18 protein-coding genes are annotated in these 13,954 nt (G+C 42.6%); 10 read left to right on the forward strand and 8 right to left on the reverse strand.

Going from position 1 to position 13,954, the window contains the following annotated elements; all coding sequences use genetic code 11:
- Window positions 1-1,101: an anhydro-N-acetylmuramic acid kinase gene (locus tag CYCME_RS11760; RefSeq protein ID WP_081651254.1), complete on the forward strand. Its 1,101-nt coding sequence runs from the start codon at window positions 1-3 to the stop codon at window positions 1,099-1,101.
- Between the two features lie 36 nt (window positions 1,102-1,137).
- On the opposite strand, the gene erpA is transcribed toward CYCME_RS11760, so the two are convergent.
- The 4 genes from erpA to argC form a co-directional block, all read right to left on the reverse strand.
- Window positions 1,138-1,485, reverse strand: a complete 348-nt coding sequence (gene erpA, locus CYCME_RS11765; RefSeq protein WP_015005068.1) for an iron-sulfur cluster insertion protein ErpA — start codon at window positions 1,483-1,485, stop codon at window positions 1,138-1,140.
- A gap of 54 nt (window positions 1,486-1,539) precedes the next feature.
- On the reverse strand, window positions 1,540-1,974 hold the full coding sequence (locus tag CYCME_RS11770; RefSeq protein WP_020933158.1) for a bactofilin family protein: 435 nt from the start codon (window positions 1,972-1,974) through the stop codon (window positions 1,540-1,542).
- Window positions 1,975-2,054: 80 nt separating this feature from the next.
- Window positions 2,055-2,774, reverse strand: coding sequence for a DUF6776 family protein (locus CYCME_RS11775; RefSeq protein WP_020933159.1), 720 nt, complete (start codon window positions 2,772-2,774; stop codon window positions 2,055-2,057).
- Window positions 2,775-2,793: 19 nt separating this feature from the next.
- Window positions 2,794-3,825 carry an N-acetyl-gamma-glutamyl-phosphate reductase gene (gene argC, locus CYCME_RS11780; RefSeq protein WP_015005065.1) on the reverse strand — a complete coding sequence of 344 codons (1,032 nt, stop codon included), beginning with the start codon at window positions 3,823-3,825 and terminating at the stop codon, window positions 2,794-2,796.
- A 72-nt stretch (window positions 3,826-3,897) separates the two neighbouring features.
- On the opposite strand from argC, the gene CYCME_RS11785 reads away from it, so the two are divergent.
- From CYCME_RS11785 to CYCME_RS11800, 4 genes are read left to right on the forward strand one after another with little or no spacing between them, the layout of a single operon-like run.
- Complete coding sequence (locus tag CYCME_RS11785) at window positions 3,898-5,190, forward strand: chloride channel protein (protein WP_015005064.1); 1,293 nt, start codon at window positions 3,898-3,900, stop codon at window positions 5,188-5,190.
- Window positions 5,177-5,683, forward strand: coding sequence for a TlpA family protein disulfide reductase (locus CYCME_RS11790; RefSeq protein ID WP_020933160.1), 507 nt, complete (start codon window positions 5,177-5,179; stop codon window positions 5,681-5,683). The genes CYCME_RS11785 and CYCME_RS11790 overlap by 14 nt, the downstream gene beginning before the upstream one ends.
- Window positions 5,683-6,105, forward strand: a complete 423-nt coding sequence (hemJ, locus tag CYCME_RS11795; protein ID WP_016390441.1) for a protoporphyrinogen oxidase HemJ — start codon at window positions 5,683-5,685, stop codon at window positions 6,103-6,105. The genes CYCME_RS11790 and hemJ overlap by 1 nt, the downstream gene beginning before the upstream one ends.
- A 60-nt stretch (window positions 6,106-6,165) precedes the next feature.
- Window positions 6,166-6,459, forward strand: a complete 294-nt coding sequence (locus CYCME_RS11800; RefSeq protein WP_015005061.1) for an oxidative damage protection protein — start codon at window positions 6,166-6,168, stop codon at window positions 6,457-6,459.
- Window positions 6,460-6,731: 272 nt separating this feature from the next.
- On the opposite strand, the gene CYCME_RS11805 is transcribed toward CYCME_RS11800, so the two are convergent.
- Window positions 6,732-7,121: a HesB/IscA family protein gene (locus CYCME_RS11805; protein WP_020933161.1), complete on the reverse strand. Its 390-nt coding sequence runs from the start codon at window positions 7,119-7,121 to the stop codon at window positions 6,732-6,734.
- A gap of 165 nt (window positions 7,122-7,286) precedes the next feature.
- Here CYCME_RS11805 and CYCME_RS11810 point away from each other — a divergent pair, with 165 nt between their 5' ends.
- Genes CYCME_RS11810 through CYCME_RS11820 form a run of 3 tightly spaced genes read left to right on the forward strand, consistent with a single transcriptional unit; the run spans window position 7,287 to window position 9,825 of the window.
- Window positions 7,287-8,531 (forward strand): porin, encoded by a 1,245-nt coding sequence (locus CYCME_RS11810; RefSeq protein WP_020933162.1) that lies wholly within the window; start codon window positions 7,287-7,289, stop codon window positions 8,529-8,531.
- A 19-nt stretch (window positions 8,532-8,550) separates the two neighbouring features.
- Window positions 8,551-9,054 (forward strand): FMN-binding protein, encoded by a 504-nt coding sequence (locus CYCME_RS11815; RefSeq protein WP_015005058.1) that lies wholly within the window; start codon window positions 8,551-8,553, stop codon window positions 9,052-9,054.
- 3 nt (window positions 9,055-9,057) lie between these two features.
- On the forward strand, window positions 9,058-9,825 hold the full coding sequence (locus CYCME_RS11820) for a PepSY-associated TM helix domain-containing protein (RefSeq protein WP_020933163.1): 768 nt from the start codon (window positions 9,058-9,060) through the stop codon (window positions 9,823-9,825).
- Between the two features lie 41 nt (window positions 9,826-9,866).
- On the opposite strand, the gene CYCME_RS11825 is transcribed toward CYCME_RS11820, so the two are convergent.
- Window positions 9,867-10,370 (reverse strand): DUF5063 domain-containing protein, encoded by a 504-nt coding sequence (locus CYCME_RS11825; RefSeq protein ID WP_015005056.1) that lies wholly within the window; start codon window positions 10,368-10,370, stop codon window positions 9,867-9,869.
- 75 nt (window positions 10,371-10,445) lie between these two features.
- On the opposite strand from CYCME_RS11825, the gene CYCME_RS11830 reads away from it, so the two are divergent.
- Both CYCME_RS11830 and CYCME_RS11835 read left to right on the forward strand, forming a co-directional pair.
- On the forward strand, window positions 10,446-10,934 hold the full coding sequence (locus CYCME_RS11830; protein ID WP_020933164.1) for a DnaJ domain-containing protein: 489 nt from the start codon (window positions 10,446-10,448) through the stop codon (window positions 10,932-10,934).
- Window positions 10,924-12,702, forward strand: coding sequence for an SLC13 family permease (locus tag CYCME_RS11835; protein ID WP_015005054.1), 1,779 nt, complete (start codon window positions 10,924-10,926; stop codon window positions 12,700-12,702). The genes CYCME_RS11830 and CYCME_RS11835 overlap by 11 nt, the downstream gene beginning before the upstream one ends.
- Before the next feature lie 26 nt (window positions 12,703-12,728).
- Here CYCME_RS11835 and CYCME_RS11840 read toward each other — a convergent pair whose 3' ends face one another.
- The gene (locus CYCME_RS11840; RefSeq protein WP_020933165.1) at window positions 12,729-13,325 is read right to left on the reverse strand and encodes a hypothetical protein; all 597 of its coding nucleotides are present in this window, start codon (window positions 13,323-13,325) and stop codon (window positions 12,729-12,731) included.
- A gap of 59 nt (window positions 13,326-13,384) precedes the next feature.
- On the reverse strand, window positions 13,385-13,891 hold the full coding sequence (yjgA, locus tag CYCME_RS11845; protein ID WP_020933166.1) for a ribosome biogenesis factor YjgA: 507 nt from the start codon (window positions 13,889-13,891) through the stop codon (window positions 13,385-13,387).
- Window positions 13,892-13,954: the final 63 nt, after the last annotated feature.

A 13,954-nucleotide genomic window follows, 5' to 3' on the forward strand; every position in this document is an offset into this window, starting at 1 on the left:
GTGAAACAACTGTATATCGGCATCATGTCAGGCACCAGTTTAGATGGTGTCGACATTGCTATTGTTGATTTTAGCAATGACAAGCTAAGTCTTTTCTCAAGTTACTATAAGCCATACCCAGCTGTATTATTAGCCGATATAACAGCCGCCTGCGGGCAAACTCACATCTCTTATGAGGCACTCGGGACATTAGATGCCCAGCTTGGCAAATTCTACGCTCAATGCGTGCAAGACACGCTACACAATACAAGCCTAAGCCCTCACGACATCGTTGCTATTGGCTCACACGGACAGACGATACACCATAGCCCTAATAGCACCCCGCCTTTTACTCTGCAAATTGGTGATGCCAACCGTATTGCTGAAGAAACCGGAATTACTGTTGTGGCAGACTTTAGACGACGCGATATTGCAGCAGGTGGTCAGGGCGCTCCGCTAGTGCCTACTTTTCACCAAGCTATTTTTCAATCAGCGCACGATAATCAAGCGATTATCAATATTGGTGGTATTTCGAACGTCAGCTATCTTAATAAAGACCAAACTAACATTATTATTGGATTTGATTGCGGCCCTGGAAACACACTAATGAACCAATGGTGTCAGCAGCACTTTGAAAGACCCTATGACCATTGCGGACAGTTATCCAAAACTGGGCGTATTAATACCCCCCTTCTCAACAGCATGATGGACGATCCATACTTCGCAAGACCTTACCCTAAAAGCACAGGGCCTGAATATTTCAACCTTAACTGGCTGGCTTCACACATAGAGCGACACCCCGGCAGTACGATCGACACGCTGACGTCCTTATGCGAATTAACGGCCCAGTGTATTGCAAAAAGCCTAACGCAACTCCCAGGCGTTGATAACGTCTTAGTTTGCGGCGGCGGCGTACATAATGACTATTTAATGACAAGGCTTCGCCATTTAATTGAGCTACCTATTGATTCAACGGAGGCTCACGGCCTTCACCCTGATTGGGTAGAGGCCAGTGCCTTTGCATGGCTTGCTAAACGGGCGCTTGAGGGGAAAACTGGTAACCTGCCATCGGTTACCGGGGCCGATAAAGCCGTTATTTTGGGCTCTATTTACCCCGCTTAAACTGAATAACTTAGTAACTAATAAAGCAACTGGTTTCTATGCTGCAAATGATGAGCCGCAACCACAAGTTGTTGTTGCATTTGGGTTACGAATAACAAACTGCGAACCTTGTAGGTCTTCTTTATAATCAACTTCTGCTTTTTCAAGGTACTGGTAACTCATTGGGTCTATCACTACAACGACACCATCTTTTTCTATGCCAAAGTCATCTTCAGCCATGGTTTCATCAAAGGTGAAACCGTATTGAAAACCCGAGCAACCACCACCAGAAATATATACCCGAAGTTTCAACTCGGGGTTACCTTCTTCTTTAATCAGCTCAGCCACTTTTTGTGCCGCACTGTCTGTGAAATTAATATCCGCTTCTGCAACAAATGTTGTCATATTTAGAGCCTCTTTATTTAAAATTTATTCACTATACGGTTAGTACACTTTCTATTAAGAAAGTTCGTCTTGCACAGGTTCTTCTTGCAAACCGATAGCTGTTATATTGGAAGCCGCATCTTGCTGGCGCACGAGTTGACCATTCACCTCTGCCCCTACTTCCATTTCAATTAAGTTATATTGAACATTGCCTGTCACTCGAGAATTAGCAATCATTTGCACCCTTTCGGACGCTATCACATCACCTTGAACCTCTCCATCAAGAACGACTATAGGAACATTAACATTCCCATGTATAGCACCCAGCTTACTCAACGTAAGCGTTGCAGTTGAACCGTTTTCCGCCGATACATTTCCGACAACGCGACCATCAATATGCAGCCCACCAGTGTAAATAATATCTCCTTGAACAACCGTACCCTCCCCAATAATAGTGGATACATTAGTGGTATTAATCTCTTTCAGTTTTTTTGTATTTGAAGAAAACATTCTTTCAACCTCTAACTTTATTTCTTTAATTTAGCATACTAGTCTATCCCAGATAGGCGTTAGCTCCTAATTCTCAACCTTTAGCCACTAACGACCTCTCGCCAAAGCCACTGCTCCTGCATTGGCTTGGAGCCTTTTTTCGAGCGGTTAATAATCATGCTTACTGTCTTAGGTATAAATCCAATCGGTAACTTAATTTCACCTGTTAGCAACTCATAATACCTAAAAGAAAAATTACCAGACTTCAATCCTTCTATAGACAAATCCTCTAGCAGGAACTCCTTTTCTTCCCCCTGCCAGTCACCTACTATTGAAAACGTATATTGGCCTTTAATCACTTGTTTCTGGCTCGTGCCTTGGGCCAACACTAGTTCATAGTCATAACCACCTTTTTCATCGAGCGGCCTGATATCAAAACTATCAATATATAGCCCCTTAATTAACGTTTCTGGTGCGACAACCCGCTGATAAAAAGCCAACTGCTCCTTTGTATCGCTTAATTCTTCGTGCAGCTTAACCAATGATTTTCTTGCATCTTTTTGAGACTGCGCATCGATTACCTTCGAGCTTTCAATAAAGTCGAGCCGTTTCACAAGAGCTTTGTTTGCCTTCGTTAACTTAACAACAGATTCTTTTAATCGAGCATTATCGGCTTGATATTGTTTAACATCTTTAACCGATAGTCGCCCTAAAACAAAAAACAATACCAGCAGCACAATAACAATAAACAACGCCGTTTTTTCGATTAACCGCCTGCGCTGCGTTTGATGATACGGGTGTGGACATTGGTGACGAACCATTAAAAGCACCTATACTATATTAGGGGTATAAACCTACTTGATCTAGGCCCGTTTTTTCATCCAAGCCAAACATAATGTTCATATTATGAACAGCTTGCCCTGAAGCCCCTTTCACTAAATTATCAATCACCGACAATACGGTAACAACCTGCCCACCTTGAGGCTGATGTACAGCGATTTGACAACGGTTTGTGCCACGGACATCACCTGTATCCGGATGCGCACCACTAGGTAATACATCGACAAAGGGCTCATCAGCATAAAACGTCTCAAACAAATCTTGCAAGTTAATCCCCGTTTCTTTTAGCGGCGCATACAACGTGGCATGTATCCCTCGAATCATTGGCACTAAATGAGGTGTAAATGTTAGCGAAACCGGTGATGCAGACAGCTGACTCAATTCTTGAGAAATTTCAGGTAAATGTCGGTGCCCCGGAACACCGTATGCTTTAAAACTTTCACCACTTTCACTCATTAAACCGACAACACTGGCAGAACGACCAGCTCCACTCACGCCTGATTTCGCATCGGCAATCAACATTGAGCTTTCAATAACATTTGCCTTAAGAAGCGGTAAAAAACCTAACTGCGTAGCCGTTGGATAGCAGCCAGGGTTAGCTACCAAATCTGCATGTTTAATCAACTCTCGATTTGTTTCAGGCAAGCCATACACTGCCTGCTCAAGTAGTTCTGGGCAAGCATGTTTAGCGCCATACCACTTTTCCCAAACCGTAACATCTTTCAACCTAAAATCAGCTGATAAATCTATTAGTTTGACATCAGCAGCCAATAACTCTTTCGCCATCGTCATAGCTGTCGCATTAGGTGTTGCAAAAAACACAACATCGCATGCTGTTAAATTTTCAACAACCGGGGCAACAAAGCATAAATCATTAAACCCGCGTAAATTTGGGTACACAGCATCAACACGCAAACCCTTTTCGGCCCGCGATGTTACTACCTGGACATCCACCTGTGGATGCATCGCTAGCAACCGGAGCAACTCCACACCGGTATAACCCGTTCCACCTACAATACCTGCTTTTATCACACTTCTGCCTCTTTATATTAATCCTTATTATCAGCACATTTTACACTAGCATCGTCTGATATACTTAGTCGAATGGCAAACCCCAACGTTCAGCAAATTTTTACGCTTTTCTCTGCTTGGAAAACTCACCTTGTTTTCTGGTTAGGCGCTATTTTTGTAGGCTTGTCATCGGTCGCTTTAACTTTCGGAAGTGAATTGGTCAGCACATTATTTAGAGAGCTGCATCAAAAATACTTGATCTACAGCTTTTTATTTACACCTATCCTCCTTACTTTTCTTGCTTGGGTCACCTTTACTTTTTTTCCTGGCTCAGAACGTAGCGGTGTCCCGCAAGTTAAAGCAGCGCTTGAACCTTCAGAAGCCGGCCTTAACAAACCACTACTTAGCTTTCGAATCCTTGTTGGTAAACTATTCCTTAGTATTGGCGGTATTTTTGCCGGCGCTTCTGTTGGTTTAGGTGGGCCAGCTATACACATTGGCGCCGCCTTGATGACTTACTTTGGGCGGTTTGCTAACTTTGGACCTCATTATTTAGAACGCGGACTCATTTTAGCTGGCAGCTCCGCCGGTTTTGCAGCACTTTTTAGTGTCCCATTGGCTGGCATTGTATTTGCCATCGAAGAAATGGGGCGCTCACTTGAGGAGAAAACCAGTGGGCTCATTATCACTGCCGTTATTTTTGCCGGTGCTACGGCCTTAATTCTCCATGGGCAATATGTGTTTTTGGACAACTATCCAACATCCTTTCCTTGGGGAAAAGCTTGGCTCATCATTCCTGTCTGCGGTATTGCTACTGGGTTTATGGGCGGCCTTTTTAGTTTAATCCTTCTTAAAGGCGGGCCTTTTTTAAAATCTATAAACTACTTATCACCCCTTAAAATTGCCTTTATTTGCGGCATCATTATTTCTATTCTTAACTACCTGTCTGAGGGTGCAACTGCAGGGACGGGCTACCAAGAAACTAAAAACTATCTATTCAATGCGCAAAGCATGTCATCTGAATACCCTTTGATGCGAATGCTCGCCAGTATAGCCACCTTTTTTATTGGCATTCCTGCTGGTATTTTTGTACCATCCCTTTCGGTTGGCGCAGGCATTGGAGCCAACCTAGCTGAGTGGCTGCCAATTGCCCCTGTCTCAGTTGTCATTCTTTTAGGCATGACAGGTTATTTTTCAGGCATGTTACAAGCACCGTTAACATCCTTTGTCATTATTATGGAGATGACTAACTCACATGATTTATTATTGCCAATGATGGCTACAGCTTTTATTGCCAACGGAACATCTAAACTAATTTGCCCTATAGCCTTATATCAAGGGTTAACTCAAAACTACCTTAGTGCAAAACCCAATGAACAAAAATAAATCCTTCCAATTTATATTAGCCATGTTACTGATTGGTTTTGCCGGTTTGGTGTATTTCAATAGCGGCGCCATCAATCAGGTTCCTGACATTTCAATAAGCACCATAAACGGAGAAGAAATTGCCACCACCTCACTCCATGGCAAACCTGCTTTAATCACGTTTTGGGCCACCGATTGCCCTAGCTGTATTAAAGAAATACCTCATTTAAAAGCGATCCATGCAGATTATGCTGATAAAGGTGTGTCTATTATCGCTATTGCTATGAAGCATGATCGCCCAGAGCATGTTATCGCGATGACACAGGCGAAGTCTCTTCCATACACTATTGCTTTAGACCCGAAAGGCGATGTCGCGAAAGCTTTTGGTAATGTTCGTTTAACACCGACTACCTTTTTAGTCGCACCCGATTCAACTATCGCCTTACACAAGCTTGGGCTGTTCGATGAGGAAAAGATGCGAAAACAGCTCGATAAATTATTGGCTAAAAGCTAATGTGGTACAAAGCGCTACATATGATATTCATGGTCACCTGGTTTGCTGGCCTATTCTACCTGCCTCGCTTATTTGTCTATCACGCCATGAGCGATGATGAGACCAGCAACAAGCGTTTCAAACTGATGGAACGAAAATTATACTTTGGCATCATGACACCGGGGCTGGTCCTTACCCTCCTTTTTGGCATCTTAATGCTGACAGACTATGCCTGGGCTGCGTTTGGCCAATCGGGTTGGCTGCATGTAAAATTAACATTAATTGCATTACTGTGTATTTACCATGTTTATTGTGGCAAGTGGCTACTTGATTTTAAGCACGATCGTAATAAACATGGCCACGTGTACTTTCGTTGGATGAATGAATTACCCGTGTTATTTTTGGTTGGCATTGTAATTTTGGCGACAGTTAAACCTTTTTAGACCTGCACTTCCGTATTAAGCCTTGTATAATCTTTTTCAAATTAACTCCAGAGCCTATTTATGACTAACACCGTTCAATGTGTCGTCCTTAAAACCGAATCCGAAGCCTTAGACAGTGCTCCCCATCCAGGTGAGCTAGGTGAACGCATTCTGGCAAACGTATCCAAAGAAGGCTGGGCATTATGGCTCGAGCGCTTATCAATGATTATCAATGAAAATGGTTTAAGTACCGCGGATGTGGAAAGCATTCAAGTGATTGAGAAACACATGAAAGGCTTTTTCTTCAATGAAGGTGAAATGGGGCATGTTCCAGCTGGTTTTCATGAGGCTACGACACCGCCTAAAAACTCATAAGATTCACTCTTAACCCCGAGACTGAGAAATGGCTATTTTTTATATCGTTATCTAACTTTCTATAGGCTGCATTAAACAACCTATAGCCTTGATACCCCTCAGTAAAAACCAGCCGCCCAACGTACAAGTTGCAGCGAGTTCGAAGCCAACATAAAAAAAACCTAAAGCCTAGCTTTAGGTTTTTTAATAAGAATCAGCGCCGCTTTATAAAAAAACAGATACAACGTTAAAAACTAAGCGGCACCTCTAAGCTTTAAACGACCGACTGTTTTTTATCTGCAACCGCCACTAGAAGAGCCGCATGAACCACAGCCGCCTGAACCGCCTGTTGCCGCAAACACATTGTTGAAAACAAAACTCGCTTCGCCCATGCCTTTATCAATAAAATCAATCTCAACGCCACGCATATAATTCAAGGCCACTGAATCCACATACACCTTATAATCACCCGAATCTAATACGCTATCATAAGGTGTTTTTTCATCAGAAAATGTCATGCCATATGACATGCCACTACAACCACCACCTGATACGAAAATACGAATGGCATCCATTTCATCACCCACCTCTGCGAATAACTCGGAAAGCTTTTCACCAGCTGCCTCGCTAATATTGATATCCGCTGCCGATAAAACTGAATTAAATGAACCTGCTGCACCCATCGTTAACTCCTTATAAATATATTTATACCCCATCATTATACGAGAAATGACATCAAACCGCCTGTTAATTATTAAAGCAGAGAATTATTTGGTTGCTAATGAGAATGATTCGTATTAAGATTCCCTCTCACCCTAATTTTTAACTTTCTAAGAGAAAAGATTATCATGAAAAACAGTATTAAAAAGTCAGGTAGCTTAGCGCTTTTGTTGGGGGTTCTTGCTGCCCCACAGGCATCGGCATTAACGCTTGAAGACCTTGCTAAGAGGCTCGATGCACTGGAAGCAAAAAATAAACAATTAGAACAAGAAAACTCCCAATTGCGAGATGCTGTTGCCACAACCAACGACAAGGTAGAAGCTGCTGTTATCGCGACAGAATCTATTGCTGACAGTGCCAGTGGTATCCAAAAACTAGCTGATTGGGCAGACAAAACCAGCATTGGCGGTTATGGTGAATTACATTACAACAACCTTTCAGGCAAAGGTGGTGCTAGTGATAAAGATGAAATTGACTTCCACCGTTTTGTTCTATTTTTTGGCCATGAGTTTACCGATGATATTCGTTTTTTCTCAGAATTAGAGCTTGAATATAGCCTTTCAGGAGACGGCAAAGACGGTCAAGTTCAACTAGAACAAGCGTATATAGACTTCGACCTCAATGATAACCACACCGCACGTGCCGGTTCATTTTTACTACCTGTCGGTATTATCAACGAAACTCATGAGCCACCTACTTTTTACGGCACAGAACGTAACCCCATCGAAAAAAACATTATCCCAGCAACTTGGTGGGCAGCAGGTGCAGGTGCTCATGGTGAACTAGGCGCAGGCTTTAGCTATGACGCTTATATCCATTCTGGCCTTAATGTTGATAATGGTTTCAGTATCCGCAGCGGTCGTCAAAAAGTTAGCAAAGCAAAAGCGAATGATCCGGCTGCTACCGCACGTATTAAGTACACTGGCATCCCAGGTCTTGAACTTGCAGTATCAGCTCAACACCAACAAAACATGGGTCAAGGCTTAGTAGCAGGCCTAGAAAGCGGTAACTTAATTGAAACCCATGCTATTTGGTCTACTGGCCCCTTCACTGTCAAGGCTCTATATGCTGCTTGGGATATTGATGGTTACGCTGTTGAAGCAGTCGGCGCTGACAAACAAGAAGGTTTCTACGTTGAGCCATCTCTCCGTTTATCTGAAAAATTTGGTATATTTGCTCGATTCAACCAATGGGATAATTATGCAGGTAGCAACTCTGGCACCGCTAAAGATACTGAAAAGGAACAATGGGACGTTGGTATAAACTACTGGCCACATGAAGATGTTGTCATTAAAGCCGACTATCAATACCAAAATAATGATGATGGTAAAGAGCAAAATGGACTTAACCTCGGCATCGGCTATCAGTTTTAATCGGTCTACTTAAAAACCCATGAAAAGGATTGCCTTATTATTTGCCGCTGCTTTTTTCTTTCAAGCAGCCATCGCCAAAGGGGTCTATCAGACCCCTGAGGCTTTCCTCAATCAAGTGTTTGAAGGCAACACCCCCCCTTTATCATCGGTTTGGCTAACGAAAGATAAGAAAGAAGTCATCACTCAGTTTTTGCAACATAAGCCTTCGTTTATCCGCGTAAAATATTGGCAAGATGGCGAAAAAACAGCGTGGATACTTGACGAAGTTGGCAAAGAAAAACCCATTACTATCGGTGTCGTCATTGAGAGTGGAAAAATACAACAACTCAAAGTATTAACCTTTAGAGAATCACGAGGCTGGGAAGTTAAACACACGTTCTTTACTCGCCAATTCGATAATGTTGGCATCAACCAAGATCAACAACTTGATAAACATATCGATGGCATCTCTGGTGCCACTTTATCCGTACGAGCCCTAAAAAAAGTCGCTAGAATAGCCCTTTACCTCGAACAACAACTTTAAATCATGGGCAACAAAAGGTATCGCCGAAAAAAATTTAGTTCCTTATACCTTTGGCATCGCTACACGGGGCTCTTAGCTGCTGTGTTTGTCATCTTTATTAGCCTCAGCGGTATTGCGTTAAACCACACCGATGATTTGGCGCTAAAAAAAAAACACCTTAGCTCTAATTTTCTATTAGACAGTTACAACATCCAAGCGCCTACTTGGACCCGACAATTCAAAACAAAGCAATATACCGTCACACAGGCCGATGATTTATTATTCATCAATTCGAATGAGGCTATGGCAATAGACAGCATGTTAGCTGGTGCCATTGAATTTAATGATTTTTTACTTATTGCATTAACCAATACGGTACTGCTGATTGACGCAGACAACCAGCTCGTTGAAACATTGGGCACTCTCAACGGAGTCCCCGCTAATATTAATCGCATAGGGTCTACTAGTGATCAGCAAATACACTTGCTTGCAAACGATCAAATTTATCGACTCACTGAGGCATTGAGTTTTCAAAAAACTACCGTTGACGAACAGCTACACTGGGCCAGCCAAGAACCTTTATCAAAGACTGCACTTAAGGCCATCAACCAACGCTATAAATCAAACATTATTTCACTGGAAACCTTTATGCTAGACATACATAGTGGCCGTTTTTTTGGAGCCTACGGGGTTTTATTGTTTGATTTAATCGCAGTTATTCTTATATTTTTAGCTTTTACCGGGGTTATTATTTGGATACGACAATCTCTCAAACACCGCCAACGTGACTAAAAGTAAGCAAGCACTTACTACAACTAACCCATCCAACAGCTTTATATTTGATGGTGGACGCGTAAATGATACAAATGTCGCTCAGCATCGATCAAATGCTGCCCCCAATGAAGAAAGAACCCATCACGCCATAGGTTCAAAGCAACAGATAAGTTCTCTTGGCCGCAATTAATAATATCTAAGCCCCGTTTAATCTCGAAGTAAAGGTCGGCCAAATCTTCAGACAGGCTTCCATACAGTTCGTTATGGATTAACTCCTCACCTACTTCATAACCGTCTTTCTCGCCTAATGATTTTTTAAGGTGGCAGAAAAGCTCGAAGCGCTCATCAATATCAGATAATGCAAAAAAGCATTCCGCCCTATTATTTGCATGATCGATTACTTCCATAACGGCGTGAATTCTTGGCAAAACCAAACTAATTTGAGTCAGCCAGTTCTGCGCCTCAAACTCATCTATATTTTCAATTAGAAAACAAAACCGTCTTGCATCCTCCGGCAGTTCTTGGATTTGTTTTGAGATTTTATTTCTATTTTCGTTTCGCACACAGTAAGCTTAGACAAAATTAGAAGAAATACCGTGAATTAATAAAATAATGCTACAAATAAATTTACCGCTCGTATGATTCGCCTGCTCTTAGTTATTGCCGTTGCTTTAGGTGCCATCTATCTCGTCCGATGGTTCCTCAACACCCCCGCTGAAACCGTTGCTGCCACTATTCGAAAATCACTTTGGTTGTTGTTAGGTCTCGGGCTTATCTTTCTTGCTGTCACCGGCAAACTAAATATTATCTTTGCCTTTATTGGCTCCGCCATTCCACTTATTGCAAAGCAGTTGCCCAATATTTTACGCCTGCTTGGTGTGGCTAAATTAATAAAATCCACTAAAAGCAAAGCTCAGGGCAACACCCCACCGCCTTCAGCGCAAGCAATGAATCAACAACAAGCCCTCACTATGCTGGGCTTAAAGCCCGGCGCTTCAAGAAAAGACATTATTGCAGCACATAAACGACTCATGCAGAAAGTACACCCCGACAAAGGCGGTTCCGAAACCTTAGCGAGTCAAATCAACCAAGCCAAAAACTTACTTTTAAAAGAATATGAACCATGATCAAAGCATAATATTCGCCATCTTAACGGTAACCCTTGCTTTATTCGCTTGGGGACGATGGCGATATGACATTGTTGCGTTAACAGCCATGACTGCTGTTCTATTATTTGGCCTTGTTACCCCTAATGAGGCGTTTGCAGGCTTTGGGCACACAGCTGTTATTACCGTTGCCGCTGTGTTGATTATCAGCCAAGCACTCAAGAATGCCGGCGTTGTTGATGTTGTGGCCTCCTACTTATTACCCCACACTGGTAACGCCATCATTCATATTGCCTTATTAACGGCTCTTGTCACCTTTTTTTCTGCCTTTATGAATAATGTTGGCGCGCTTGCTTTATTACTACCAGTTGCCATTGCCACCGCTAAAGAGCACGGCCGATCACCCGCGATGGTTTTAATGCCCTTGGCGTTTGGTAGTATTTTAGGCGGCATGAGTACGATGATTGGTACGCCACCCAATATTATCATTGCAAATTATCGTGCTGACATTACTGGAACCGCTTTTAGTATGTTTGATTTCTCACCGATTGGCTCCGTTATCGCTGTCATTGGCGTCACCTTTATTACCTTAATTGGCTGGCGGTTAATACCAAAAAAACGATTTGAAGAAAATCAGCCCGAAAAGCTATTTGAAGTCAGTAGTTACTTAACCGAAGCGAAGGTGATGCCAGAAAGCCCCTTAATTGGCCTTGCTGTTAATGAAGTTGAAGACCTTCAAATTAACGATATTGGCATTGTTGGCGTTGCTCGTGGTCACTATTTTGCGCTTAATACGAACCCAAATTATAAGCTTAAAGAAAACGATATCTTAATCCTTCGAGGCGACCCGTTAACCTTGCAGAGCAAATTTGCTGATTCACACTTAGAATTTCAAACAGCAACCGGAAAAACATTTGATAATTTAACCGAGGGCGACCTCGCACTGACCGAGTGTGTTATTACCGCCACTTCTCCGCTGGTTGGCCGAGATGTTTCTTATTTACGTCGCCGAACCGCTAATTCAGTTGCTGTTATCGGCCTTGCTCAAGAAGGATCTGTGGTTCGCAAACGCCTACGCAACAATACCTTTCAGGCCGGTGACGTCCTATTGCTACAATACCAAAAAGGTTTAATTAACGACATGCTCACAGGGCTCAATCTATTACCGCTCGCCGAACGTGGCATTCAAATTGGGCAACACCGCCGGGTTTTGATAGCTTTGGCAATATTTATTGGCGCGATTATTCTCGGTGCAATCAATATTTTGCCAATGGCAGGAGCCTTTATCTTAGCCATTCTTGTATATTCCATCATGGGGTTTTTGCCTGGCAAAGACGTTTATCGCGATGTCGATTGGCCAATTATTATTTTACTTGGTGGCATGATTCCGGTTGGTCGCGCCTTAGAAAGCACAGGCGCTACCGAGCTGGTTGCCAGTAGCATCGTTAGTATCACTGAAGGGTTACCCATCTACATGGTTTTAACGCTGATTCTAGTAACCACAATGTTTTTATCCGACATTATCAACAATGCTGCCACTGCGCTAGTAATGGCCCCTATTTCTGTTGGCATTGCAAATCAACTTGGCGTGAATATAGACCCCTTTCTAATGGCCGTTGCCATTGGTGCCTCTTGCGCTTTTTTAACACCTATTGGGCATCAATCCAATACACTTGTAATGGGGCCCGGCGGTTATCAATTTGGGGATTATTGGCGAATGGGACTACCCTTGGAAATTATTATCACGCTGATCTCTGTCCCCCTTATTCTAATCGTCTGGCCGTTGTAATAACGACCAGACACTAGAAATATTTATTAACGAAGCAGAACGTCTGCTAGATCAATCACGTCAATAACTGTACCGTTTCCTTCTAAAACCCGTACCACTTTATTACCTACTCGACGGACTTCTTCACCATCACGTATCGTAGGCAGTCGTCTGGCCAACTCATGCGGGATACGTTCTGAGTATCGTAAAATATCGCTATCCAACACTTCTCCGCGGGCTACTTTTGCCTCCCAACCTGGAGGCAACTGACCACCACGATCTAATTTCTTTTGCAAACCATAAGGTACCTGTTTGTCCTTATTTTTTTTATACTTTTTATCGGCTTTATCATCACCATCACGGCGATAATAATCTTTTATATAAGAACGTTCTGACTCAGTAAAATAATGTTTCGTTTTTTCTTTATCTTTATTTTGCTTCTGTTTTTCTTTTTTACTGCCTAGCGTGTCGTCGAGCTCCTTTTTATCCAGCTTCTCAGAGCGACCAAACCAGCGCTCCCAAAAGGATTCACTGTGTTCGGCCTTGCCTACAAACTCGCCCTCTGGTTTAGCCGCATGCACGGCTGTAATCGAGAATAAAAAAAGCAACACCAAAACACCCATTGTTGATCTTTTAGCTAACATAACCCTCTCCTTATTTATAAACATCTGGACACTATAAGCGAACTTAACTGAACAGCTTCTTAATCATTAACCGACAGTTCCTTTATATACTGAAATATTTTCCGTGCAGCAGCTGGCGGCTTTTGTTTTTCCAATTCTTGATTCGCTTTTCGTTGAAGCTGCCTAATGTGTTGGCGATCCGCCTGTGGGTAATTCACTAAGAATTCGCTCAATGCTGCATCTCCTTGCTCGACTAACTTATCTCGCCATTGCTCTATCATATGTAAGCGAGCTGTCGCTGCCCTGTCTTTATCGAGCTGTCGTTCAATGGCTTGGTTAATCCCTTCAACATCAGTACTGCGTAACAATTTTCCAATATACTTAAATTGCCGTTTTATCGCCCCGCCTTTAGATAATTTTCTGGCCACAACAATGGCTTGTCTTAAGTCATCCGTTAATGGCATGCCATCGAATTGATCTTGCGACAAATCCGCAATCCTTTTCCCTAGCGCCACCAAATCATCCGCTTCTCGTTTAATTTGAGTTTTACTGATGAGTTCTGCTGCTCTTGCTTCTTCTTGATTCATTAACTATATAACCTGATCTAATAATAACGACATGCTAACAAATTAACCGTCTATTGGTTTAAT

Source organism: Cycloclasticus zancles 78-ME, from assembly GCF_000442595.1.
Taxonomy (GTDB): domain Bacteria; phylum Pseudomonadota; class Gammaproteobacteria; order Methylococcales; family Cycloclasticaceae; genus Cycloclasticus; species Cycloclasticus pugetii.